This window comes from Pseudotenacibaculum haliotis, from assembly GCF_042684245.1.
Lineage (GTDB): Bacteria > Bacteroidota > Bacteroidia > Flavobacteriales > Flavobacteriaceae > Polaribacter > Polaribacter haliotis_A.
This window is the reverse complement of sequence record NZ_JBHULH010000004.1, coordinates 723,641-743,199: the sequence shown is the minus strand read 5'-3', so window position 1 is coordinate 743,199 and position 19,559 is coordinate 723,641. Positions and strand designations below refer to the sequence as shown.

Here is a 19,559-nt window from a genome sequence, read left to right as displayed (position 1 = left end):
ATGGAAAGAGATTATAAAAGAGAACAAAAACTAATAAGGGCTCAAAAAAGAGTAAAAGACATCAAAGGGTTTTACACTCACTTATTCATAACCATACTCATTATCCCTTTTTTAGTGTTCATTAACTTAAAGTTTGTACCACAATTCCATTGGTTTTGGTATGCTGCCATAGGAATGTCTTTAGGAGTTTTCTTCCACTGGTTAGGAGTTTTTGGATTCAAGAATGTACTAGGAAAAGACTGGGAAGAGAAAAAGATCAAGGAGATAATGGATGAAGAGAACAAACGATATAAATAGCTATGGAAAGAGAAAATTACTTAAGAGAAGAAAGCTATTTAAAAGCCAAAAAGAGAGCTAAAGAGATCAAAGGGTTTTATGTTCACCAGATTGTAAACGCCATCTCTATACCTATCATAGTTATAGTTAACTTGATGTTTGTTCCCGGATTTCACTTTTTCTGGTTTGCCTTAGGAGGTATAGTATTATCAACAATCATTCACTGGTTGGTTGTTTTCGGAGATCATAATAAGATGATTAAAAAGTGGGAAAGAAAGAAGATTGAAGAGATCATGAATGAAGGAGGTAATTTCAAATAAAATCAAAATGGAACAGAATTACATTAAAGAACAGAGATATTTAAAGGCAAAGAAGAGAGTAAAAGACATCAAAGGTTTTTACTCACACTTTACAGTCTATATTGTAGTAAACATTTTCATCAGCGGAATTATTATTTATGGATTGACCAATGATGAAGACCGAACTATAGGAGAAGCTTTTTCTCACATAGGAGTATATATGACCTGGCTATTTTGGGGTATAGGAGTTTTCTTTCATTGGTTAGGGATCTTTGGTTTTAAAAATTTTCTAGGGAAGAACTGGGAAGAGAAAAAGATCAAAGAATTCATGGACAATGATAGAGAAAGAAGTGACAAAATTTTAAAATAAATCGCCATGAACTCTGATAATGAAAAAATGAATAGAAAGTATATCCGCGCTAGAAAAAGGGTGGAAGAACTAAGAAAATATTATTGGCATCTTACAGTCTATGTTTTGATCAACACAATTATATCTATATATAAGATTATTAACGATGCCAGAGGAGGTAGTGGTGGTTTAGAAGAAGCATTGACAGATTTTGACAATTATTCTTTATGGCTTTGGTGGGGTATAGGTATTGCCTATCATACGTACGGCACTTTCGGATCCAGACTTTTTGTAAGTAAAAGTTGGGAAGAGAGAAAGATCAAAGAATTTATGGACGAAAAATAAAAGAAGTAAATAGAAAATAAATGAATGTTATCATCATAGAAGACGAGAAGCCTGCAGCTAGAAGGCTAGGCAGAATGCTAGACGAATTAGGAATAAAGGTTAATACCATGTTGCATTCTGTAGAAGAATCTCTCAATTGGTTTCAAAACAATGAGCATCCCGATCTAATCTTTTTAGATATTCAGTTATCCGATGGTTTGTCGTTTGAGATCTTTGAAGAAATCGATGTAAATAGTGCTATTATTTTTACAACGGCTTATGATGAATATGCTCTTAAGGCATTTAAATTGAATAGTATTGACTATTTATTAAAACCCATTGATGAAGACGAATTAAAAGTAGCTGTAGAAAAATATAAGAACCAACAACCTAAGGAGTCCGATTTACAAGTAAACATAGATGACATTCGAAGACTCTTAATCAATCCAATCGACAGAAAATATAAAAAGAGAATTACAATTAAGATTGGTCAACATATAAAGATCATTCACATAGATGAGATCGAATGCTTTTACAGTGAGAACAAAGCAACCTATATACATACCAAAGGAAATAGAAATTATTTGATAGACCATTCACTAGAACATTGGCAAGATCAATTAGATCCTGAGCACTTCTTTAGAGTCAACAGAACCTATATTGTGCACATTAATGCCATTAAAGATATCATCTCTTATACCAATAGTAGACTAAAATTGATCTTACACACCTATGATGAAGCTGAGATTATTGTTAGTAGAGAGCGAGTTAAGGAGTTTAAAAAGTGGATTGATAGATAGTAACTATTAACATAGGCTAATCGAATCCCTTTTTTTATCTTTACACTATATTTATTGCTTTAGATAACATTTTATCAATTTAATCGTTTTAATAACGATCAACCAAGGAAAAGAATGATGAAAAAAAACGTACTCTTAGTTTTTGCCATATCATTATCGTTGTTTATGAGTTGTAATGGCAGCGAAAAATTTGAAATTAAAAAAGGAAAAGTAGGCCATTTAACTCCTAAGACATCTATTAAAGACCTAAAACAGATCTTTAAAAACGATTCTATTGTTCCTAATCTAAGTGAAGGAGCATTAGGAGACAATTACTTTCAAGATGATGATGAGTATTTGATCTATGAAAAAGGAGGGAAGCATTTATTAACCGTTGTACCAAAAGAGCAATTAGATTCTACTTCAACCATCAAAAGCGTTCAAATTTTTGATGATAGATATAAAACAGAATCAGGGTTGAACTTAACTTCTACTTTTGCAGAGATCAATCTTCACAACAACATCAATAAGATAGAATCTACTTTTTCTTCAGCTACATTGTTTATAGATGATCTAAATGCTACAATTTCTATAGATAAAGAAGAATTAGGATTGAAGGCATTTAGCAATCAAAAAGTAACCAAAGATCAAATTCCGGATTTGGCTAAGATGAAGTCGTTTACGATCTGGTTTAATTAATGGGAAAGAAATATACCATACAAAAATCTCCTTTTGTTGTACCTACAAATGATGGTAAGCTTATTGAAGAGCACTTTGGAAATGCCACTGATGGAAACTCTGAGATAAGCATAGCACATATGATTGCACCTCCGGGATGGAGCGAACCATTCCAAACTCCAGAGTTTGATGAATATACTTACATCATCAGAGGAAAGAAACAATTTATTATAGAAGGAGAAAAAATTGTATTGGAAAAAGGACAATCTATTAAGATTCTTAAAAATACCCGTATTCAATATTCAAACCCTTTTGAAGAAGAATGCGAGTATTTGGCAGTTTGTTTACCTGCATTTTCTATTGACTTGGTCAACAGAGAAGACTCATAGAAGTCTATGAAAAAATGGCTCTTACTTTTTGTTGTTGCTTATTCATCTGTTCTATATGGACAGGAGAAGGTTAATTTTGATGATCTGCAAGCGATAAAGAACAGAAACCTGATCTTTTATAACATTGGAGGATACAGTATTACAACGCAACATTACAGCTCTCCATTTAAAGAAAAGAAACTACGACCTATTCTTAGGGAGTATAAGATCAAAAAGAAGAAAACTCCGCCAACAAAAGATTCCAACCTTTCCATTCCGCATGAGAAATATGTGATCATTAGTAAGATTGATGAAAAGATTACAAACTATTACACCGTATATGTTTTAGACAACAAAGGAAAAACCTCTGTAGTCTCATTTTCCAGTCTTGAACAACCAAATAATTCATTTTTTAGATCCTTTATAGAACAGTTCTTAGGTGATGGCTTTTCTGATGAAATATATGCAGATCAGAAGATAGATTCGATCAAATATGTGAATCGATATATCAAACTTGGTCCAGGATGTCATTGGATGGGAGTTAGAAATGTTCAATGCCCATATAACGGACAAATGGATTGGACTCTTCATAATTCTCTACAAGCAGCAAAAGCATTTAATGAACAGAGAGAATACATTAGTACACATCAAAGAAAGCTAAAACTAGTATCTAAAGACCCGGTAAATGTGATTTTTGAAGGAAAGAAAACCACAGCATTAAAAGTGGTTTATGATGTAAAGGGACTGAATTCTTGGATTCTTAAACTACAATCCGGAGCTAAAAACTTGATCGTATACTACATCGCAGAAGAAATAGATGGGAAATTTGTGAGTTGTATTCTAAGTCACTGGGATAACGATAGGATACAAGCTAACGGATTACCTGCTTTGTTAGGAGAAGTAATGGAATTAGACTCGAAATAACTTCGTTTTATTGCAAATAGAGAACATCTAATTGGAAAGTTAAGTATAGGTGAAGATTAATCTTTTAGTCTTTTTGTAATTCTTTTTTTCCCCATATCAAAACTATCTATAAAAGCATTGCGGTAATCTTCTAATGTTCCATAGAAAAGGACTCTTTTCCCTGATTTCAATTTTAAATAATAGAATTGAAAAAGAGTATAGCCAACTTTTTCAACATCAGCAACAGCATATACTTTTTTAGAAAAGAAGCCTTTACAGATAATCAAATTCTCTTTCCTGTGAATTATCTTAATTGATCTTGCGAAAAGAATTATTAAAATAGAAAAGGATAGTGTTAGCAACAGCGTTATATGATCCTTACTACTGAAGAATAAAAAAAGAGAAAAAACAAGAAATAACAAGCCCTTGGATAATATTACAATTTTACCTAAAAGAGAGAACCGAGAGCTAATTCGTATCATTTTAAGCTCTTCTTTGTCTAGCCAATAAAGTATTCTTTAAAAGCATTGCAATGGTCATAGGACCAACACCTCCAGGTACAGGAGTAATGAACTCAGATTTTTTAGAAACTTCTTCAAAAGCAACGTCTCCAACCAAACGGAAACCTCTTTTCTTGCTAGCATCTTCTATACGAGTAATTCCAACATCAATAACAGTAACACCCTCTTTTACCATGTCTGCTGTTAAAAACTCAGGAATTCCTAAAGCGGCAATCACAATGTCTGCTTGTAAAGTGATCTCTTTTAAATTTTGAGTTCTACTGTGTGTAAGTGTTACGGTAGCATTTCCTACCTTTCTTTTTTGTGAAAGTAAAATACTCATAGGACTACCCACAATATGGCTACGTCCTATTACTACAACATGTTTTCCTGAAGTCTCTACATTGTAACGATCTAATAATTCTAAAATTCCAAAAGGAGTTGCAGAAATAAAAGTTGGTAAGTTCAATGCCATTTTTCCAACATTAGTAGGGTGGAAACCATCTACATCTTTGTCTGGATGAACAGCCATGATCACTTTTTGTTCATCTATATGTTTAGGCAATGGAAGCTGAACAATGAATCCGTCTATTTCATCATTTGTATTCAACTCATCTATCTTAGTCAATAACTCTTCTTCAGTTATTCCTTCTGACAAACGAACCAAAGTTGATTCAAAACCAATACGTTCACAAGCTTTTACTTTGGCATTTACATACGTCAAACTAGCTCCGTCATTTCCAACAATTACAGCAGCTAAATGAGGCACTTTTTGTCCTTGAGCTTTCATGTTGGCAACTTCTATAGCTATTTCATCTTTAATGTCTGAAGAGGTTTGTTTACCGTCTAGTAAAATCATTGTGTGTTGTGTATTAGTTTATTAAACAAAAAGAGCTACTTGGTAAGTAGCCCTGTATTTTTATCTCATTCCGCGCATCATCTGCATCATCTTTCTTCCGCCTCCACCTTGCATCATCTTCATCATCTTGCTCATTTGGTTGAATTGCTTCATTAATTGGTTTACTTCTTGAACCGAAGTTCCCGAACCTTTGGCAATTCTTTTCTTTCTGCTTGCATTGATCATTGTTGGAGTACTTCTTTCTGCAGGAGTCATAGAGTGAATAATAGCTTCAATACCTTTAAAAGCATCGTCATCTATATCTACATCTTTCAATGCTTTTCCTGCTCCTGGAATCATTCCTACAAGATCTTTCATACTACCCATCTTCTTGATCTGTTGAATCTGCGATAAGAAATCATCAAAACCAAACTGGTTTTTAGCGATTTTCTTCTGAAGCCTTCTGGCTTCTTCTTCATCGTATTGTTCTTGGGCACGTTCTACAAGAGAAACAACATCTCCCATTCCCAAGATACGATCTGCCATACGATCTGGATAGAATACATCAATTGCATCCATTTTTTCACCGGTACCAATAAACTTGATTGGTTTATTTACAACCGATTTGATAGATAAGGCAGCTCCACCTCGTGTATCACCATCTAACTTGGTAAGAATAACTCCTTCAAAATCTAAGACATCGTTAAATGCTTTGGCTGTATTTACAGCATCCTGCCCTGTCATAGAGTCTACCACAAATAGAGTTTCCTGCGGATTTACTGCTTTGTGAATATTAGAGATCTCAGTCATCATCTCTTCATCAACAGCCAAACGACCCGCGGTATCAATAATAACTACGTTCTTACTGTTTGCCTTTGCATGCTTGATCGCATTTTGAGAGATCTCAACAGGGTTTTGATTGCCTTCTTCGGCATATACTTCAACACCAATTTGTTCTCCTACAACACGTAACTGGTTGATCGCAGCAGGACGGTATACATCACATCCTACCAAAAGAACTTGTTTGGTCTTTTTTGTTTTTAAATAGTTTGCCAGTTTTCCAGAGAAAGTGGTTTTACCGGAACCTTGTAACCCCGACATTAAGATTACTGTTGGGCTACCACCAAGGTTAATACCTACAGCATCACCTCCCATTAATTCAGTTAACTCGTCTTTTACAAGTTTTACCATTAACTGACCCGGGTTCAGAGTAGTTAATACGTCCTGTCCAATGGCTTTTTGTTGTACCCTTTTGGTAAAGTCTTTAGCAATCTTAAAGTTAACATCGGCATCTAATAATGCTCTTCTTACTTCTTTTAAGGTTTCTGCTACATTTACCTCCGTTATTTTACCATGCCCTTTAAGGGTGTGTAAGGCTTTATCTAATTTCTCGCTTAAATTATTAAACATCCGATCTGTTGCTTTTTTTGGAAGCAACAAATATAGAAAATACCACCGTTTTACTCAAGCAAAAGGAGCTTAATCTTTCTTGGCAAGAAGGCTTGCTACAAAGTTGATAAGATGTATGATCGTAGCAATGATAAATAGTGCAAACGCTAAAATGAGTATGATGTTCATTTGAGAGACTTGATCATAGGTTTTTGTAGCTTCAGAACTAAGAATAAAATACAATAACGGAACTAAAGCCAATACTTGCAGTATAATATGGATAATTGTTAAATAACGCTTCGGAGTTTTATGAGTGATGGTAAGAGACGCATAGTTTACTGCGATGAGCACAAAAAATACCGAAGAAAATAAACAAACTGACCATGATTTGAGGTCTATAAAAGTTCCGTAAAGGGCTAGTTTTATGGCACTGTCTTTATGTAAGAAACCAATAACTAATACTAAGAGCGCAAGGAAAAAGAAAAAAAGTTGCGGTCTGTCAATAAATCTTTTCATGATGAATAATCGTTCTTCAATATATTAAGGTGATGTTCTGTATGGTGAGCAGTCCACATAATGATCTCTCGTAATGTCATTCTGCCCATAAGGGGATGAGGCAACAGAAGCGTGTCTAGTTGTTTATCTTTAAATTTCGTTGTCTTGTATTGTAATTTTTTACTTAATACCTGAAGAGCATCTACTAAATGTTTTCTTTCTTTAACATCAGGTTTTCGTAACCCTTTATTAAATTCTCTTGCTCTCTCTTTGTTTTCAGCCAACCGTTCATCATAACGTTTTGCAACTTCGTCATAATTTCTCGAAGGTCTGTTAGAAGTACCAAACTTATATTTTAAGATGAATTTTGGGTATTTCAAAGCTTTGTTTAACATTCTAGCAGAGTCTACCAAGTGCAATATATGCTGTCCGGTTGTCCATCTTCCTAAAGGACCTTTTTCCCAGTTGTCATCTCCTGATTCTGATAGCCAGTCAAACAGCTGTTGGTGTTTTTCCTCTATAACTTCTACAATGCTTTCTTTGTTCATCTGTATGTAAAAAACTCTGAGACAAGATACAAAAGTCTACGGATTGTACAATTCACTACAAAAAACTATCAGTTCAATACATCCTGTTTTTTTTGAGACGAAGAGGCACATACATTTGTTTCATCAAAAATCAAAAAAACAGAAAACCATGCAAATAAAAAATTTAAAAAGAACAGCAGTAGCATTTCTACTAGCCTCTTGCTTCTTGCTAATACCTGCCGAAAATTTCGGACAAGAAGTAACAGTAATGAAAGGGAACATAAGAACAACCAATGACAATGGTACCCGTACGATTACTGTTAAAAATGATAAAAACGATTTTAGAATAGAATATGAAGGAGATATTACAGTCTCTGATGATGACAGAGATATTATTGGAATCTCTAGAGGCGGATACATAGAAATTCGCAAGTCTAGATTCGGAAAAAGAAGAAGAATTGTTATCGAAGCAGAATCTGGAGGAAGATTATCCAAAGCTTATTTTGTAGGAAGAAAAGAAGTTTCTTATGATCCAGATGGAAAAAACTGGTTGGCAGAAATTTTACCCGATATTGTAAGAACTACAACAATTGCTGCCGAGTCAAGAGTAGAGCGTTTTTATAAAAAGGGAGGTGTAGGAGCTGTAATGAGAGAGATCGAAGAAATGGACTCTGATTATGTAAAAGCCGCCTACATGAAGCTTCTATTAAAGAAGAACTTAAACAGCTCTGAATTAGTAAGAGTAATTAAAACTGCAGGAGAAGAAATTAAATCAGACTACTATGTTTCTCAGATTTTAAAAGCTAATCAAAAAGCGTTTTTAGCAAACGATGCAACAAGGTCTGCATACATCAAAGCAGCAGCAGGGGTAAAATCTGATTACTACGTTTCTCAAATCTTAAAAGCTGTGATCAAAGATTCTTCGATCAATGACAGACAGATGACAGAATTATTAGAGATCACCAAAAGCATAAAATCATCTCACTACTTAACTCAGATTTTATCTTCTATCATGGATAAAAGAGAGTTGAATAAGCAAAACATGAGCACGATCATGAGCTTGGCAGATCAGATTAAATCAGATCATTACAAAACTCAAATTTTACGTAAAGCATTAAAGAAGGACGGATTGTCTAAAGCTAATTACGATGCTTTCTTAAAAAGTTTAAATAAGATCAAGTCAGACCATTATACAACTCTTGTGATCAACGATTTAATGGTAGATAACATGAGTGGTTCAGACCTAACCAAACTTTTAAATATAGTTGGAGAGAACGTTCAATCTGATCACTATGCAACGAATATTTATAAAAAGTTAGCTAAAAACAGAAATATTACTGAGACACAATTGATCCAGTTGATGGAGTCTGCTTCAAGAAGTATCGGTTCAGATTACTACTTATCAAATGTTTTGGTAGCTTATTCTGATAAAGTGAGAAGGTCTTCACAAAAAGTAAAAGATGCTTACGCAAAAGCTGCAAAATCTATAGGTTCAGACACCTACTACGGTAGAGCTATGAAAGCTATGTACTAAGGTTTGCTGAGGTAATCAGTTTTTATAAATTGATTACCTTAGTTTTATGCAAATCACCGATCAACCAAAACAACAACTAACCAATAGTATTCGAGTGAAAAAACATTTTTTCATCACGTTATTAGGAACCATCTTTGGTATATCCATTGCTTATTTCATTGTATTGGGTGATGCAGTAGAAACTACTGTGTCACTTGGTGCTTCAGAGATTATCTTAAGTGTCTTTACAGGAATTACATCTGCCTATTTGATCTATGGTACGGCTTTGTGGTTAGACAAGTTAATCCCTTGGCATAAGTCAGAAGGAAATCGCTTACTAGCAGGCCTTTTACTACATTTTGTTATTTCCTATCTATGGATCATCTTTATAGGATATGTTGGTGTACAACTACTGGAAATAGATCCAGTATTAGAGGAAGCATACAAACAAAGTTTGATCAAATTGGGAATCATTCTTTTTATTTTGATCCTGATCTTTGAGATCATCTATTTTGCCCTGTTCTCTTACTATTCTTATACCACCTTTCAAATAGCAACAGTTAGACAAGAAAGAAAGCAAATAGAATTACAGCTTAAGGCTTTAAAATCGCAACTAAGTCCACACTTTTTATTCAACAGCTTAAATACGATCTCGTCTCTAGTTTTTAAAGATAAGGCGAAAGCAGAAGGGTTTATAAGAAGGTTGGCAGATATGTATCAATACACGTTAAAGAGTTATCAGAAAAGGTTGACTACTTTACAAGAAGAGTTAGAGTTTGTAGATTCCTACAGATATCTCTTAGAAATACGCTTTGGAAAAAAGTTTCAGTGTTCCATCAATATCGATGAAAATCTCTACGATACTTCAATTCCTCCTTTAACCTTACAAATGCTGTTAGAAAATGCTGTAAAACACAATGTTTTGGAAGAAGAGAACCCTTTAGAGGTTCATATAACCTCAGATAAAAAGTATATTACTGTTAAGAACAATATTACAAGAAAACCTAAGCATGTAACTTCTTTTCAAATAGGGTTAAAGAATATAAATGCACGTTACTTACTACTTCATAAAGAAGGAATTGCTGTATCAAACGGTAATAGTTTTGAAGTGAAAATCCCGGTTATTTCATGAGAAAGCTATTTATACATCAACCATTCTTTAGGATCTTAAGTCCCATTTTTAGCGGAGTAATAGTGTATCTATTGCTGTTGTTGTTAAACAACAATGTAGAACAATTGCATGAGCAGTTTTTAGGAGAAGAGCTCTATGTCTGTATTGTACTATCCTATATTGTACAAGAGCTTTCAAGAGCATTGTTATTGATTTTTGAAAAATTACCAAAAAGGAAAAGTTCTTTTCTAAATCTGCTTCTTCAAGTGATCATATCTTTAGGAATTAGCGTTTTAGTAGTTACGTTGCTCATCATATTATACTATAAATACATCGTTGGTTATTCTGCAAGCAATGAAGATATTATTACTTTCGATAGTATCTTTTCAGTGATCACTCTAATCTATATTCTACTTTTTGTGAGTCATAGGTATTTGTATAAGATCAACTCAGAAAAGTTAGAACATGAAGAATTGATCAAACAGAATATAGAAGATGAGTTTCATCAATTTAAAAGAGGAGTGAACCCTCATTTGCTATTCGAAAGCTTTGAGGCACTAATCATTTTGATGAATCAAAATTTAGAGAAAACAGACGAATTTATTGATCATCTATCTACGATCTATCGCTATATACTATCCAACAAAGACAAGCAGTTGGTATCTGTTAAAGAAGAGTTAGAGAATTTGCATGAGTTAGAAAATCTCTTCAACAAACTACCTTATCGAAACATCAAAATAGAAAATCATTTAACATCAGATTTTCTGGTTGTACCGGGAAGTTTGTTGTTTATTGTAGAGATGATTGTTAGAAACACCATCATTTCTTCAAGCATACAAATACGAATTGAAATTGAGGAACAAGACGAACAGTTTGAATTGCGATATGAAACCCATGATAAGATCAATTCTACCGTCAATAGTTCCGAAATCAAAGAGATCAACAGAATATATTCTATCTATAGCGAAAAGAATATAGAAACTACCTTGTTAAATAATCAAAGGATTGTTTTCATCCCTAAACTAACCATCAAAAAGTAAGAAATGAAAGTTGTTATTATAGAAGACGAACATTTAGCAGCAGAAAAGCTAGAACGCTATTTAAAAAAGTTCGATTCAAACATTGAGGTAGTTGCACAGCAAGTATCCATAGAAGCCTCTGTAGAATGGTTTCGAAACCATCCGGATGATTTTGATGTTGCTTTTATGGATATTCAATTAACAGACGGATTGAGTTTTGAGATCTTTCATCAAGTAAAGATCAACAAACCCGTAGTATTTACAACAGCTTTTGATGAGTATGCCATAGATGCTTTTAAAGTAAACAGTGTAGATTATGTACTAAAACCTATCACGTTTACAGATATCTCTAAGGCGATGAACAAATTAAAATCTTTACAAACCATTTTTGGCGTTCAGGAAGCTATTGAAGAAGCGGAAAAGATGATCGGGAAAAAGAAGCTCAAAGATCGATTTTTGGTCAAACTGGGAAATCATATTCATTCTATAAAGACAAATGAAATTGCCTTGTTTTATGCAGAAGGCAGAACGGTATATTTGATCACTAACGAAAACAAAAAGTTCATTTTAGATTACAAGCTAGAGGATTTAACCAATGTTTTAGACGCAACAGAGTTTTTCAGGGTCAATAGAACTTTTATTATCAATATCAATACAATTCAAGATGTGGTAGTATACTCCAATAACCGCTTGAAAGTTACGCCTAAAGTTAGAGTAGAAAAAGAGATTGTGGTGAGCAGAGAAAAGGTATCAACCTTTAAAAAATGGTTTGAAGGGAATTAATTTTGAAATAAGTTTTTCTATTTTGTGGGCTTATTGTATTTTTCTACTTCATAACTGTTATATCTTCCATGAAAAAAAGCATTACAATTAAAGAATTGTCCAAACTGTTGGATGTATCTATTTCCACAGTATCAAAAGCTTTAAATGATAGTCATGAAATAAGTCCTGCTACCAAGAAAAGAATTCAAGACACAGCAAAGCTATACAACTACAAGCCCAATAGAATAGCAGTACATCTTAAATCTGGTAAAGCCAATACTATTGGAGTTGTATTGCCTAGTATTAAGAACTTTTTTTTAGCAAGAGCTTTACGAGGTATAGAGAGTGTTATTGCAAAGACAGATTACAATATTATCATTAGCATTACCAATGAGTCTTACGAAAAAGAGGTAAAATCCATTCAAACGCTAGCCAATGGTTTTGTTGATGCAATTATCATTGCTGTTTCAGAAGAAACTCAAATAAAGCAAGACTTTACTCATTTAAAAAATGTGCAGGACGATGTTCATCTTTTAATGTTCGATCGTGTAGTACAATCTATAGACTGCGATAAAGTCGTAGTTGATGAATATGAGGCAATCTTCAATGCAGTTAAAGAACTGCAATCAAAAGGAAGAAAGAACATTGCATTGGCTTCAACAATCAATAACCTTAGTGTAGGAAAGCTTAGAACCAAAGGATATTTGGCTGCTATTGAAGGAATACAAGAATCAATTCTTATAGAAGGATCTGAGGGAGCAGTAGAAAATGAAGTACTATCACTTATTGAGGCGCAGAAAATTGATGCTATTATCGCATTGGATGAAGAAGCCTCGTTAGCTTCATTTAGAATAGGGAAGAAAAAGGAGGTACTAAGCAACGGGAAACTCTCATTGATAGGATATGCAGGAACTAAAATTTCTGAGCATCTGACACCGAGTTTGACAACCATCAATCAGCATGGAAAAAGAGTAGGAAGAACAGCTGCTGAATTATTGCTGAAGAAGCTAAACAAACCATTGAAAGATCCTGAATTGTTGACGGTTAACTCTTCACTTTACGTAAGAGAAACGAGCTAAATCCCTTACAGGTCATCTGTAAAATGCCTTCTGCCTTTAGCTTTGCTAAACTTTTCTTTGTTGTATTGTTTAGAAGCATTTTTGGCTACAGAAAGTGAAGTCCATTCGTCTTTTTTAAGCATTCTTCCGATAAAAACAATTTGGCCTACGTGATACGAATAATGACATAGTTGCCTATTAATGGCTTCTGTGATGGTATGACCTTGATTTCTGATATAAACTATAGTATTACTGTTTTCTTCTGTAACACAGTCAAGAGCCTCAAACAAACACTGCCAACCTTTTTCCCAGCTATCAAGAATATTCTGTTTGGTCTCATAACTGTTTACAAACTCATCATCTCTATTTCTCCAGGATTTCTCTCCGTCTTCAGTTAAAAAATTCGTCCATCTGCTTAACATATTTCCTACAATATGTTTTGCAATAATGGCAATTGAATTGGCTTCTGTATCTGATGTCCAAAACAATTGCTCTTCAGAGAGTTGATCAATGGTTTTCTCTCCAAGACTTTTGTAGTATTGAAATTGCTTTACGGCACTGGGTAGGTAAGAATTATCCATAAAAAAAGAGCTGATTTTTTCAGCCCTTAATTTACGTTATTTTTCTGTTTTTTTGATGGGTTTAAACTTTAAAGCAACTCCGTTGATACAATGTCTTTGTCCGGTAGTTTCTCTTGGGCCGTCATTGAATGAATGTCCTAAATGTCCACCACAAGTTCCGCATTTTAATTCCGTTCTAGCATAGCCTATTTTATAATCGACATCCAAATCAACAGAATTGGCAATTGCTCTGTCAAATGAAGGCCAACCGGAACCTGAATCAAATTTGTGCTCAGATTCGTACAAAGGCGTATCACAAGCAGCACAAGTATATACTCCCTTACTGTAATTCTTATTTAAAGGACTTGTAAATGCACGTTCTGTTCCAGCCTGACGTAACACATAGTATTGCATAGGAGTTAGCAACTGTTTCCACTCGGCATTGGTTTTAGAAACCTTATAGGTCTTTTCCTCTTTTTTTTCTTTCTTTTGGGCAAAGCCATTGCAGCTGATCAATAATCCAACTGCCATCATCATAAGTAACTTTCTCATGTTGTATTCCTGATAATAAATTCGACAGATTTGGTTACGATCTTTTGATCTCTTAATATTTTGGTATGACCCAAACCATAACTGATCAATATCGAACCTTTCTTTAAGTTCTGACGAATATTATAGGCACAACTTACAGGAACATCCCCATCTTGTGTATCGTGTACAATAAGAACAGGAATATCTATTTTTTTTGCTAACTGATGACTTGCAAAATCATCAACTTGTAATTTCCACTTTTTTTCAAGTCGATTTTGTATTCTTTTAGCAGTCCACGGATGAAGTGTGAGGTTTCGTGTAAAATCTTTGATAATGTCAGAGACTTTATCTCCGGATCCGATGGCAATAAAGGTTTTGATGTCAAGAAAATCTGCTACAGCATTGTACAAACACATGCCTCCAAAGGAATGACCTATGGCAGCCTCAAAAGGCCCGTAAGTCTCTGTAATAGCTTTTACCGTTGCTAAGAATTCCAGCATAGAGGTTGTACGCCCTGTAGATTTTCCGTGAGCAGGACCATCAAACGAAATAACCATATATCCTTTTTCCAATAATTTATCAGCAAAAGCAAAAAGCTGCGTACTTCTTCCTGCCCAACCATGAACCAATAAGACTTTCTTTCTTGAGTAACCGTAAGATAGAATTTCTATTTCCTTTTTTATTTCCGGAACGCTCAAACGTTTCTTTTGAGCACTTTTTAACATGTATTGTTCTCTCTTTGGAATATCAAAACCAATAGGGGTTACAAAAATTCTAGCAGCTATTCTAGCAGCAAGCGTACTAGAGAGAAACTCAATATTTCTTGAAAGAAAAGAAATAGGTTTAGGAATGGCTAAACTGGGAGGAAATTTTTTATGGGGTTGTAAAAGCTGCAATAAATTATTTTTAAACTAAAAGAGAATATGTAATTTTAAGTGACGTTTTTATAAATAACGTGTCACACAAATGTAAACAATATCAATGTCGTTTGAAATGAATAAAAAAAGAATGAAGAAAATAATTATTGTCGCACTAGTAGCCGTGTTTTTTGTAGAGTGTACTACTGTACCCATTACAGGAAGGAAAAGAATTAAACCGGTGAATGACGAAAATGTTTTACCGGCAAGTTTTGCCCAGTACAAAGGGTTTCTAGAGAAAAATAAACTCTCAGAAGACAAAAAAGCTACACAACAGATTAAAGAAATTGGAGCAAAGATTTCTAAAGCAGTTGATCATTTTATGAGAAATAATGGGATGCAAAAAGAAGCAGACTCTTATCGTTGGGAATTCAATTTAGTAGAAGATAAGACAGTAAACGCTTGGGCTTTGCCAGGAGGAAAGGTTGTATTCTATACAGGAATTTTACCAATTTGTGATAATGAAGACGGAATTGCTGCTGTAATGGGACATGAGGTAGCACATGCTTTCGCTAAACATGGTCAAGAGCGAATGAGGCAAGGACAGATGCAAGCAATTGGAGGAATTGCTGTGGCGATAGGAACCAGTGGGAAGAGTGAAGATACTCAGAAGATATGGAATACTGTTTACGGAATTGGGTCTAATGTAGGAATGTTAGCTTATAGTAGAGAGCATGAAGCAGAAGCAGACAAACTAGGTTTGGTATTTATGATCATGGCCGGATATAACGGAGAAGAAGCTGCTGAGGTATGGGTACGTATGAGTAAAAAGGCAAAAGGGAAAAAAGTACCTCAAATCTTAAGTACTCACCCTTCTAACGAGAGTAGGATCAAAGCGTTAAAAGATTACCTACCGGAAGCCAAGCGATTGGCAGCACAATTTAACGCTCAGGAAAAATAAGAGAAAATAAATTTATTTATCTTGTAAACCGTTCTTGATGCTGAATTTGATCAGTATGAAGGACGGTTTTTTTCAACCAACCTTTTAAACCATGTTAAAAATAGGAGACAAGAAGTTAATCAATGCTTGGGCATTTTACGATTGGGCTAATTCAGTGTATTCTCTAGTAATCAGTACCGCAATTTTTCCATTGTTTTACTCTGCTGTAACAGATGGAGAAACAATTTATTTTTTAGGAACAGATTGGCAACATCCTGATGCCTTGTATAGTTATGCATTGTCCTTTTCATTCTTAGTTGTAGCATTTATTTCTCCTATTTTATCAGCTATAGCTGATTATACCGGAAATAAAAAACGATTCTTACAAGTTTTCTGTCTAATAGGATCTCTCTCGGTAATGTCTCTGTACTTTTTTAAAGATCTAGATACAATTTGGGTGGGAATTGTTTTCAGTATTTTGGCTAGTATAGGTTTCTGGGGAAGTATTGTTTTTTACAATTCATATTTACCGGAAGTAGCACATCCTGAAGATCAAGATAGAGTAAGTGCCAAAGGGTTTATCTATGGATACTTAGGTTCGGTAATCTTATTAATCTTATGCTTGGTTCTTATTTTAAGTCAGGAAGTAGATGCAGATAAGCTAAAAATGATGCGTTATTCTTTTGTGTTGGTAGGAATCTGGTGGATTGGTTTCGCGCAGTTTACCTTTAAAAGGTTACCAAATAATGTGTTCAATAAAAAGCCGGATAGAGACATTTTTTGGAAAGGGTTTAAAGAATTGAGAATGGTCATGAAAGAGGTAAAGAACTATCCTACTCTTAAAGGGTTTTTAGTTGCTTTCTTTCTTTTAAGTGTTGGTGTACAAACCATCATTTTAATGGCTTCAATATTTGGATCTCAAGAGCTAGGATTGGATTCAACCGGATTGATAATTACTATATTGGTAATACAGTTAGTGGCAATTGGAGGAGCTAGTTTATTCTCTAATTTATCTAAGAAATATGGAAACTTTAAAGCATTGAAAATTTCACTCTTCATATGGATGGTTGTCTGTTTTGGCGCATTTATGCTACATAAAGATCTGCCTAATGTAGATATTTATTTTTACGCTTTAGGAGGAGTTTTAGGATTGGTATTAGGAGCAATTCAATCTTTGTCAAGATCTACTTACTCAAAATTACTTCCTGAAACTGAAGATCATGCAACCTATTTTAGCTTTTTTGATGTGACAGAAAAGATCGCTATTGTTTTTGGAACATTCATTTTTGGATTTTTAAGTGCAAAAACTGGGTCAATGCAATGGAGTGCTTTGAGTTTAGCCATATTCTTTGTTGCTGCTTTTGTAGTCTTAAGTTTCCTAAAAGGAACAAAGTATGTAAAGTAATTTTAAAGATCTAGAATAGATTCTTTTGTAACCAATCAGAAGCTTTCTCTGATTTTCTTTGCTGAATTTTACCTCGGTTGAAAAATTGCACCTTAGCATGGTCTTTTTCCAATTCTAATAATCCCCAGTTATGTCTGTTGTCTGCAGAAATCCCGAGGCCTAAAAGATTGATATGCATACCTGAAGCGATCAATTGTGGGGGAGTGATACAGTTTAATTTTCCAAGAAACTTAGCAGGTACAAACTTATTGTAATGAACATCTCCCGCTAAAAACAGAACTCTTTCTTTTTTCTCCAAAAGAAAACAAAGACGTTGCAATTGACTAGGGTACTGAGACCACTTCTCTGAGCTTTGTGTGAGCGTAATTCCGCCACATAAAATAGTATAAGGAAGCGTATGTTGTAAAGCCTGTTCTATAAATAAAAATTGTTCTTCACTAATAAGTTTACTGTCTTTCCCTTTTTTCTCGGCATCATAACGATTGTCCAGAAAAATAACACGTGCCAAAGGAGTATCTACATGATAGTATACATGAGGCATGTTGGTAGAACATTGCGTGTATTTATGAAATAGCTTTCTGGAAACTTCTTTTTTTTGTTTGTCTACTAGGGCTCCTTTTGCATTGTTCCAAGCAAAATCATGATCATCCCAAGTAGCAAAAAAACCATTCTTACTTCTCATTTTATCAAGCAGTTTTTGAAAGTTAGGTACTTTTTCAAACTGATTGCGGTATTTTGTTTCCATCACTTTTGTAAACTTTTCCAAGCTATAATTTCTAGGAGCGGTTACATACTCTTGAGTAAAGGGCCATATACCATAATCCATATAGATATTATCTCCTAATAAGAACAAATAATCGGGATCTGCATCATAGATGTAATCCCATTCTTTTTGTTCTTTAAAGGCCTCGTAACGAACACAAGATGTAAAAGCGATTTTCATGCTGAATCGAAAGTATAAAAAAAGCATTGCTTACGCAATGCTTTTTGAAAGTAGGAAGGAGACTTACGTACAATTCCTTTTTCAATTGTCTTTTCCGTATTTGATGAGTTTTTCTACAATATCATCCAACTCTTTATTTACTTCTTTTTGAGATAGATAAGAAAGAGCGTCTTCTTTTAATAAATTCATATTTTCTACAGAAGCGTTGTCCATAGCAGAATCGGCACTAACTACTTTGGGTTCTAATCGATGATAATCGGGCTGATCTTCTTTTTCTAAAGTTCCATAGATCTGCTGTAAGTGATAATCTACGGTGATTGAATTTCCGGACATCATGATCTCAATAATAGGTTTGATCCACTGTATAGCACCCCAATCTTTGGCATCTTTATAAGAATAAGATTTGCTTTGACTTCCGGTTCCTAAAGAAACGATCATCATATCTTTAGCTGTTGGCGCATGATCCATAAAATCAAAATCCATGGTACGCACTTCAGAATAAGCAACTAGGGCAGGGTTGTTTACAAACACACCTCCGTCTATAACAGGAAAAGGAGACCCAATTCCATTTTTAACACGAGCAGCTTCAAAATAGGTAGGTGCTGCAGAAGTAGCTCTGGCCACATCTTTTACTTTATAATTATCGATAGCATTATGTGATCGATGCTGCTTGAATAAATGAGGTTTTCCACCTCGAATATCATAAGAAGTGATCACACAAGGCTTTAGAAGGTCTTTTAATTCTGATTCTTGAAAAGTATCATTTAAAGCTTCTTCCAATTCGGCTACATCGTATTTTTCATCCAATACACCTAGGCCGGATTTTACCTTTTGCCAAAAACTCACATCAAAAATTTCATCACCTCTATCCAAATAAATGTTTACAGCATCCTGTGCTGTAAGTTTTGGTCTATTATCATCATTGGGTAACAAATAGGCCAAGGTTAAGATTCCTCCGGTACTGGTTCCTGCCAGAAAATCAAACATGTCAGATATTCTCAGGTCAGGGTTTTCTAGTCTTTTTTGAAGCTTTTGCTCTAGAGCAGCAAGTACTAAACCCGGTAAAATTCCACGGATACCACCTCCGTCTATTGTTAAAACTCTAACTTTTCTTTTCATAATATGATTGTTTTGA

General features: G+C 34.3%; 24 protein-coding genes. 15 read left to right on the top strand and 9 right to left on the bottom strand.

Annotated features, from left to right (window positions below; genetic code table 11):
• The 8 genes from ACFSRZ_RS11465 (at nt 1) to ACFSRZ_RS11430 (ending at nt 3,997) form a co-directional block, all read left to right on the top strand.
• Nucleotides 1–297 (top strand): 2TM domain-containing protein, encoded by a 297-nt coding sequence (locus ACFSRZ_RS11465; protein WP_379666699.1) that lies wholly within the window; start codon nt 1–3, stop codon nt 295–297.
• Between the two features lie 2 nt (nt 298–299).
• Nucleotides 300–596 (top strand): 2TM domain-containing protein, encoded by a 297-nt coding sequence (locus ACFSRZ_RS11460; protein WP_379666698.1) that lies wholly within the window; start codon nt 300–302, stop codon nt 594–596.
• 7 nt (nt 597–603) lie between these two features.
• A complete protein-coding gene (locus ACFSRZ_RS11455) occupies nt 604–945 on the top strand; it encodes a 2TM domain-containing protein (protein ID WP_379666697.1) in 342 nt (113 codons plus the stop codon).
• 6 nt (nt 946–951) lie between these two features.
• Entirely contained in the window at nt 952–1,269 is a 318-nt protein-coding gene (locus ACFSRZ_RS11450; protein ID WP_379666696.1) for a 2TM domain-containing protein, read from the top strand.
• Nucleotides 1,270–1,289: 20 nt separating this feature from the next.
• Nucleotides 1,290–2,048 (top strand): LytR/AlgR family response regulator transcription factor, encoded by a 759-nt coding sequence (locus tag ACFSRZ_RS11445; protein ID WP_379666695.1) that lies wholly within the window; start codon nt 1,290–1,292, stop codon nt 2,046–2,048.
• Nucleotides 2,049–2,162: 114 nt separating this feature from the next.
• On the top strand, nt 2,163–2,726 hold the full coding sequence (locus ACFSRZ_RS11440; protein ID WP_379666694.1) for a hypothetical protein: 564 nt from the start codon (nt 2,163–2,165) through the stop codon (nt 2,724–2,726).
• The gene (locus tag ACFSRZ_RS11435) at nt 2,726–3,094 is read left to right on the top strand and encodes a cupin domain-containing protein (RefSeq protein ID WP_379666693.1); all 369 of its coding nucleotides are present in this window, start codon (nt 2,726–2,728) and stop codon (nt 3,092–3,094) included. Before ACFSRZ_RS11440 ends, ACFSRZ_RS11435 begins: the two co-directional genes overlap by 1 nt.
• Nucleotides 3,095–3,100: 6 nt before the next feature.
• Nucleotides 3,101–3,997 (top strand): hypothetical protein, encoded by an 897-nt coding sequence (locus tag ACFSRZ_RS11430; protein WP_379666692.1) that lies wholly within the window; start codon nt 3,101–3,103, stop codon nt 3,995–3,997.
• A 462-nt stretch (nt 3,998–4,459) separates the two neighbouring features.
• Here ACFSRZ_RS11430 and folD read toward each other — a convergent pair whose 3' ends face one another.
• The 4 genes from folD to ACFSRZ_RS11410 form a co-directional block, all read right to left on the bottom strand.
• Nucleotides 4,460–5,335: a bifunctional methylenetetrahydrofolate dehydrogenase/methenyltetrahydrofolate cyclohydrolase FolD gene (gene folD / locus ACFSRZ_RS11425; protein ID WP_379666691.1), complete on the bottom strand. Its 876-nt coding sequence runs from the start codon at nt 5,333–5,335 to the stop codon at nt 4,460–4,462.
• Nucleotides 5,336–5,395: 60 nt separating this feature from the next.
• Nucleotides 5,396–6,724: a signal recognition particle protein gene (ffh, locus tag ACFSRZ_RS11420; protein WP_379666690.1), complete on the bottom strand. Its 1,329-nt coding sequence runs from the start codon at nt 6,722–6,724 to the stop codon at nt 5,396–5,398.
• 69 nt (nt 6,725–6,793) lie between these two features.
• Entirely contained in the window at nt 6,794–7,219 is a 426-nt protein-coding gene (locus tag ACFSRZ_RS11415) for a hypothetical protein (RefSeq protein ID WP_379666689.1), read from the bottom strand.
• Nucleotides 7,216–7,746, bottom strand: a complete 531-nt coding sequence (locus ACFSRZ_RS11410) for a DinB family protein (protein ID WP_379666688.1) — start codon at nt 7,744–7,746, stop codon at nt 7,216–7,218. The genes ACFSRZ_RS11415 and ACFSRZ_RS11410 overlap by 4 nt, the downstream gene beginning before the upstream one ends.
• A 148-nt stretch (nt 7,747–7,894) precedes the next feature.
• Between ACFSRZ_RS11410 and ACFSRZ_RS11405 the strand changes: the two genes are divergently transcribed.
• The 5 genes from ACFSRZ_RS11405 to ACFSRZ_RS11385 all read left to right on the top strand — a co-directional run bounded on the left by ACFSRZ_RS11405 (nt 7,895) and on the right by ACFSRZ_RS11385 (nt 13,209).
• On the top strand, nt 7,895–9,259 hold the full coding sequence (locus ACFSRZ_RS11405; protein ID WP_379666687.1) for a hypothetical protein: 1,365 nt from the start codon (nt 7,895–7,897) through the stop codon (nt 9,257–9,259).
• Nucleotides 9,260–9,353: 94 nt separating this feature from the next.
• Nucleotides 9,354–10,370, top strand: coding sequence for a sensor histidine kinase (locus tag ACFSRZ_RS11400; protein ID WP_379666686.1), 1,017 nt, complete (start codon nt 9,354–9,356; stop codon nt 10,368–10,370).
• Nucleotides 10,367–11,389 carry a histidine kinase gene (locus ACFSRZ_RS11395; protein ID WP_379666685.1) on the top strand — a complete coding sequence of 341 codons (1,023 nt, stop codon included), beginning with the start codon at nt 10,367–10,369 and terminating at the stop codon, nt 11,387–11,389. Before ACFSRZ_RS11400 ends, ACFSRZ_RS11395 begins: the two co-directional genes overlap by 4 nt.
• A gap of 3 nt (nt 11,390–11,392) precedes the next feature.
• Nucleotides 11,393–12,151, top strand: coding sequence for a LytR/AlgR family response regulator transcription factor (locus ACFSRZ_RS11390; RefSeq protein WP_379666684.1), 759 nt, complete (start codon nt 11,393–11,395; stop codon nt 12,149–12,151).
• Nucleotides 12,152–12,219: 68 nt separating this feature from the next.
• On the top strand, nt 12,220–13,209 hold the full coding sequence (locus ACFSRZ_RS11385) for a LacI family DNA-binding transcriptional regulator (RefSeq protein WP_379666683.1): 990 nt from the start codon (nt 12,220–12,222) through the stop codon (nt 13,207–13,209).
• A 5-nt stretch (nt 13,210–13,214) separates the two neighbouring features.
• Here ACFSRZ_RS11385 and ACFSRZ_RS11380 read toward each other — a convergent pair whose 3' ends face one another.
• The 3 genes from ACFSRZ_RS11380 to ACFSRZ_RS11370 are packed head-to-tail and all read right to left on the bottom strand — an operon-like array spanning nt 13,215 to nt 15,175.
• Nucleotides 13,215–13,769 carry a DUF1572 family protein gene (locus ACFSRZ_RS11380; protein WP_379666682.1) on the bottom strand — a complete coding sequence of 185 codons (555 nt, stop codon included), beginning with the start codon at nt 13,767–13,769 and terminating at the stop codon, nt 13,215–13,217.
• Nucleotides 13,770–13,805: 36 nt separating this feature from the next.
• Nucleotides 13,806–14,300: a peptide-methionine (R)-S-oxide reductase MsrB gene (msrB, locus tag ACFSRZ_RS11375; RefSeq protein WP_379666681.1), complete on the bottom strand. Its 495-nt coding sequence runs from the start codon at nt 14,298–14,300 to the stop codon at nt 13,806–13,808.
• The gene (locus ACFSRZ_RS11370; protein WP_379666680.1) at nt 14,297–15,175 is read right to left on the bottom strand and encodes an alpha/beta hydrolase; all 879 of its coding nucleotides are present in this window, start codon (nt 15,173–15,175) and stop codon (nt 14,297–14,299) included. Before ACFSRZ_RS11370 ends, msrB begins: the two co-directional genes overlap by 4 nt.
• Nucleotides 15,176–15,287: 112 nt before the next feature.
• Between ACFSRZ_RS11370 and ACFSRZ_RS11365 the strand changes: the two genes are divergently transcribed.
• Both ACFSRZ_RS11365 and ACFSRZ_RS11360 read left to right on the top strand, forming a co-directional pair.
• Complete coding sequence (locus ACFSRZ_RS11365) at nt 15,288–16,097, top strand: M48 family metallopeptidase (protein ID WP_379666679.1); 810 nt, start codon at nt 15,288–15,290, stop codon at nt 16,095–16,097.
• 91 nt (nt 16,098–16,188) lie between these two features.
• Nucleotides 16,189–17,481, top strand: coding sequence for an MFS transporter (locus tag ACFSRZ_RS11360; protein ID WP_379666678.1), 1,293 nt, complete (start codon nt 16,189–16,191; stop codon nt 17,479–17,481).
• Between the two features lie 10 nt (nt 17,482–17,491).
• On the opposite strand, the gene ACFSRZ_RS11355 is transcribed toward ACFSRZ_RS11360, so the two are convergent.
• Together ACFSRZ_RS11355 and ACFSRZ_RS11350 are read right to left on the bottom strand one after the other, a co-directional pair.
• Nucleotides 17,492–18,424: an alkaline phosphatase D family protein gene (locus ACFSRZ_RS11355; RefSeq protein ID WP_379666677.1), complete on the bottom strand. Its 933-nt coding sequence runs from the start codon at nt 18,422–18,424 to the stop codon at nt 17,492–17,494.
• Nucleotides 18,425–18,505: 81 nt separating this feature from the next.
• Nucleotides 18,506–19,543 carry a patatin-like phospholipase family protein gene (locus ACFSRZ_RS11350; RefSeq protein WP_379666676.1) on the bottom strand — a complete coding sequence of 346 codons (1,038 nt, stop codon included), beginning with the start codon at nt 19,541–19,543 and terminating at the stop codon, nt 18,506–18,508.
• Between the last annotated feature and the right edge of the window lie 16 nt (nt 19,544–19,559).

What these genes read in the sequence shown, in the direction of transcription:
- ACFSRZ_RS11460 (WP_379666698.1), top strand. Translation starts at nt 300, where the DNA reads ATGGAAAGAGAAAATTACTTAAGAGAAGAAAGCTATTTAAAAGCCAAA.
- ACFSRZ_RS11410 (WP_379666688.1), bottom strand. Translation starts at nt 7,746, where the DNA reads ATGAACAAAGAAAGCATTGTAGAAGTTATAGAGGAAAAACACCAACAG.
- ACFSRZ_RS11355 (WP_379666677.1), bottom strand. Translation starts at nt 18,424, where the DNA reads ATGAAAATCGCTTTTACATCTTGTGTTCGTTACGAGGCCTTTAAAGAA.
- ACFSRZ_RS11405 (WP_379666687.1), top strand. Translation starts at nt 7,895, where the DNA reads ATGCAAATAAAAAATTTAAAAAGAACAGCAGTAGCATTTCTACTAGCC.
- ACFSRZ_RS11360 (WP_379666678.1), top strand. Translation starts at nt 16,189, where the DNA reads ATGTTAAAAATAGGAGACAAGAAGTTAATCAATGCTTGGGCATTTTAC.
- ACFSRZ_RS11430 (WP_379666692.1), top strand. Translation starts at nt 3,101, where the DNA reads ATGAAAAAATGGCTCTTACTTTTTGTTGTTGCTTATTCATCTGTTCTA.
- ffh (WP_379666690.1), bottom strand. Translation starts at nt 6,724, where the DNA reads ATGTTTAATAATTTAAGCGAGAAATTAGATAAAGCCTTACACACCCTT.
- ACFSRZ_RS11385 (WP_379666683.1), top strand. Translation starts at nt 12,220, where the DNA reads ATGAAAAAAAGCATTACAATTAAAGAATTGTCCAAACTGTTGGATGTA.
- ACFSRZ_RS11465 (WP_379666699.1), top strand. Translation starts at nt 1, where the DNA reads ATGGAAAGAGATTATAAAAGAGAACAAAAACTAATAAGGGCTCAAAAA.
- ACFSRZ_RS11445 (WP_379666695.1), top strand. Translation starts at nt 1,290, where the DNA reads ATGAATGTTATCATCATAGAAGACGAGAAGCCTGCAGCTAGAAGGCTA.
- ACFSRZ_RS11380 (WP_379666682.1), bottom strand. Translation starts at nt 13,769, where the DNA reads ATGGATAATTCTTACCTACCCAGTGCCGTAAAGCAATTTCAATACTAC.
- ACFSRZ_RS11390 (WP_379666684.1), top strand. Translation starts at nt 11,393, where the DNA reads ATGAAAGTTGTTATTATAGAAGACGAACATTTAGCAGCAGAAAAGCTA.
- ACFSRZ_RS11435 (WP_379666693.1), top strand. Translation starts at nt 2,726, where the DNA reads ATGGGAAAGAAATATACCATACAAAAATCTCCTTTTGTTGTACCTACA.
- ACFSRZ_RS11450 (WP_379666696.1), top strand. Translation starts at nt 952, where the DNA reads ATGAACTCTGATAATGAAAAAATGAATAGAAAGTATATCCGCGCTAGA.
- msrB (WP_379666681.1), bottom strand. Translation starts at nt 14,300, where the DNA reads ATGAGAAAGTTACTTATGATGATGGCAGTTGGATTATTGATCAGCTGC.
- ACFSRZ_RS11365 (WP_379666679.1), top strand. Translation starts at nt 15,288, where the DNA reads ATGAAGAAAATAATTATTGTCGCACTAGTAGCCGTGTTTTTTGTAGAG.
- folD (WP_379666691.1), bottom strand. Translation starts at nt 5,335, where the DNA reads ATGATTTTACTAGACGGTAAACAAACCTCTTCAGACATTAAAGATGAA.
- ACFSRZ_RS11415 (WP_379666689.1), bottom strand. Translation starts at nt 7,219, where the DNA reads ATGAAAAGATTTATTGACAGACCGCAACTTTTTTTCTTTTTCCTTGCG.
- ACFSRZ_RS11395 (WP_379666685.1), top strand. Translation starts at nt 10,367, where the DNA reads ATGAGAAAGCTATTTATACATCAACCATTCTTTAGGATCTTAAGTCCC.
- ACFSRZ_RS11440 (WP_379666694.1), top strand. Translation starts at nt 2,163, where the DNA reads ATGATGAAAAAAAACGTACTCTTAGTTTTTGCCATATCATTATCGTTG.
- ACFSRZ_RS11350 (WP_379666676.1), bottom strand. Translation starts at nt 19,543, where the DNA reads ATGAAAAGAAAAGTTAGAGTTTTAACAATAGACGGAGGTGGTATCCGT.
- ACFSRZ_RS11455 (WP_379666697.1), top strand. Translation starts at nt 604, where the DNA reads ATGGAACAGAATTACATTAAAGAACAGAGATATTTAAAGGCAAAGAAG.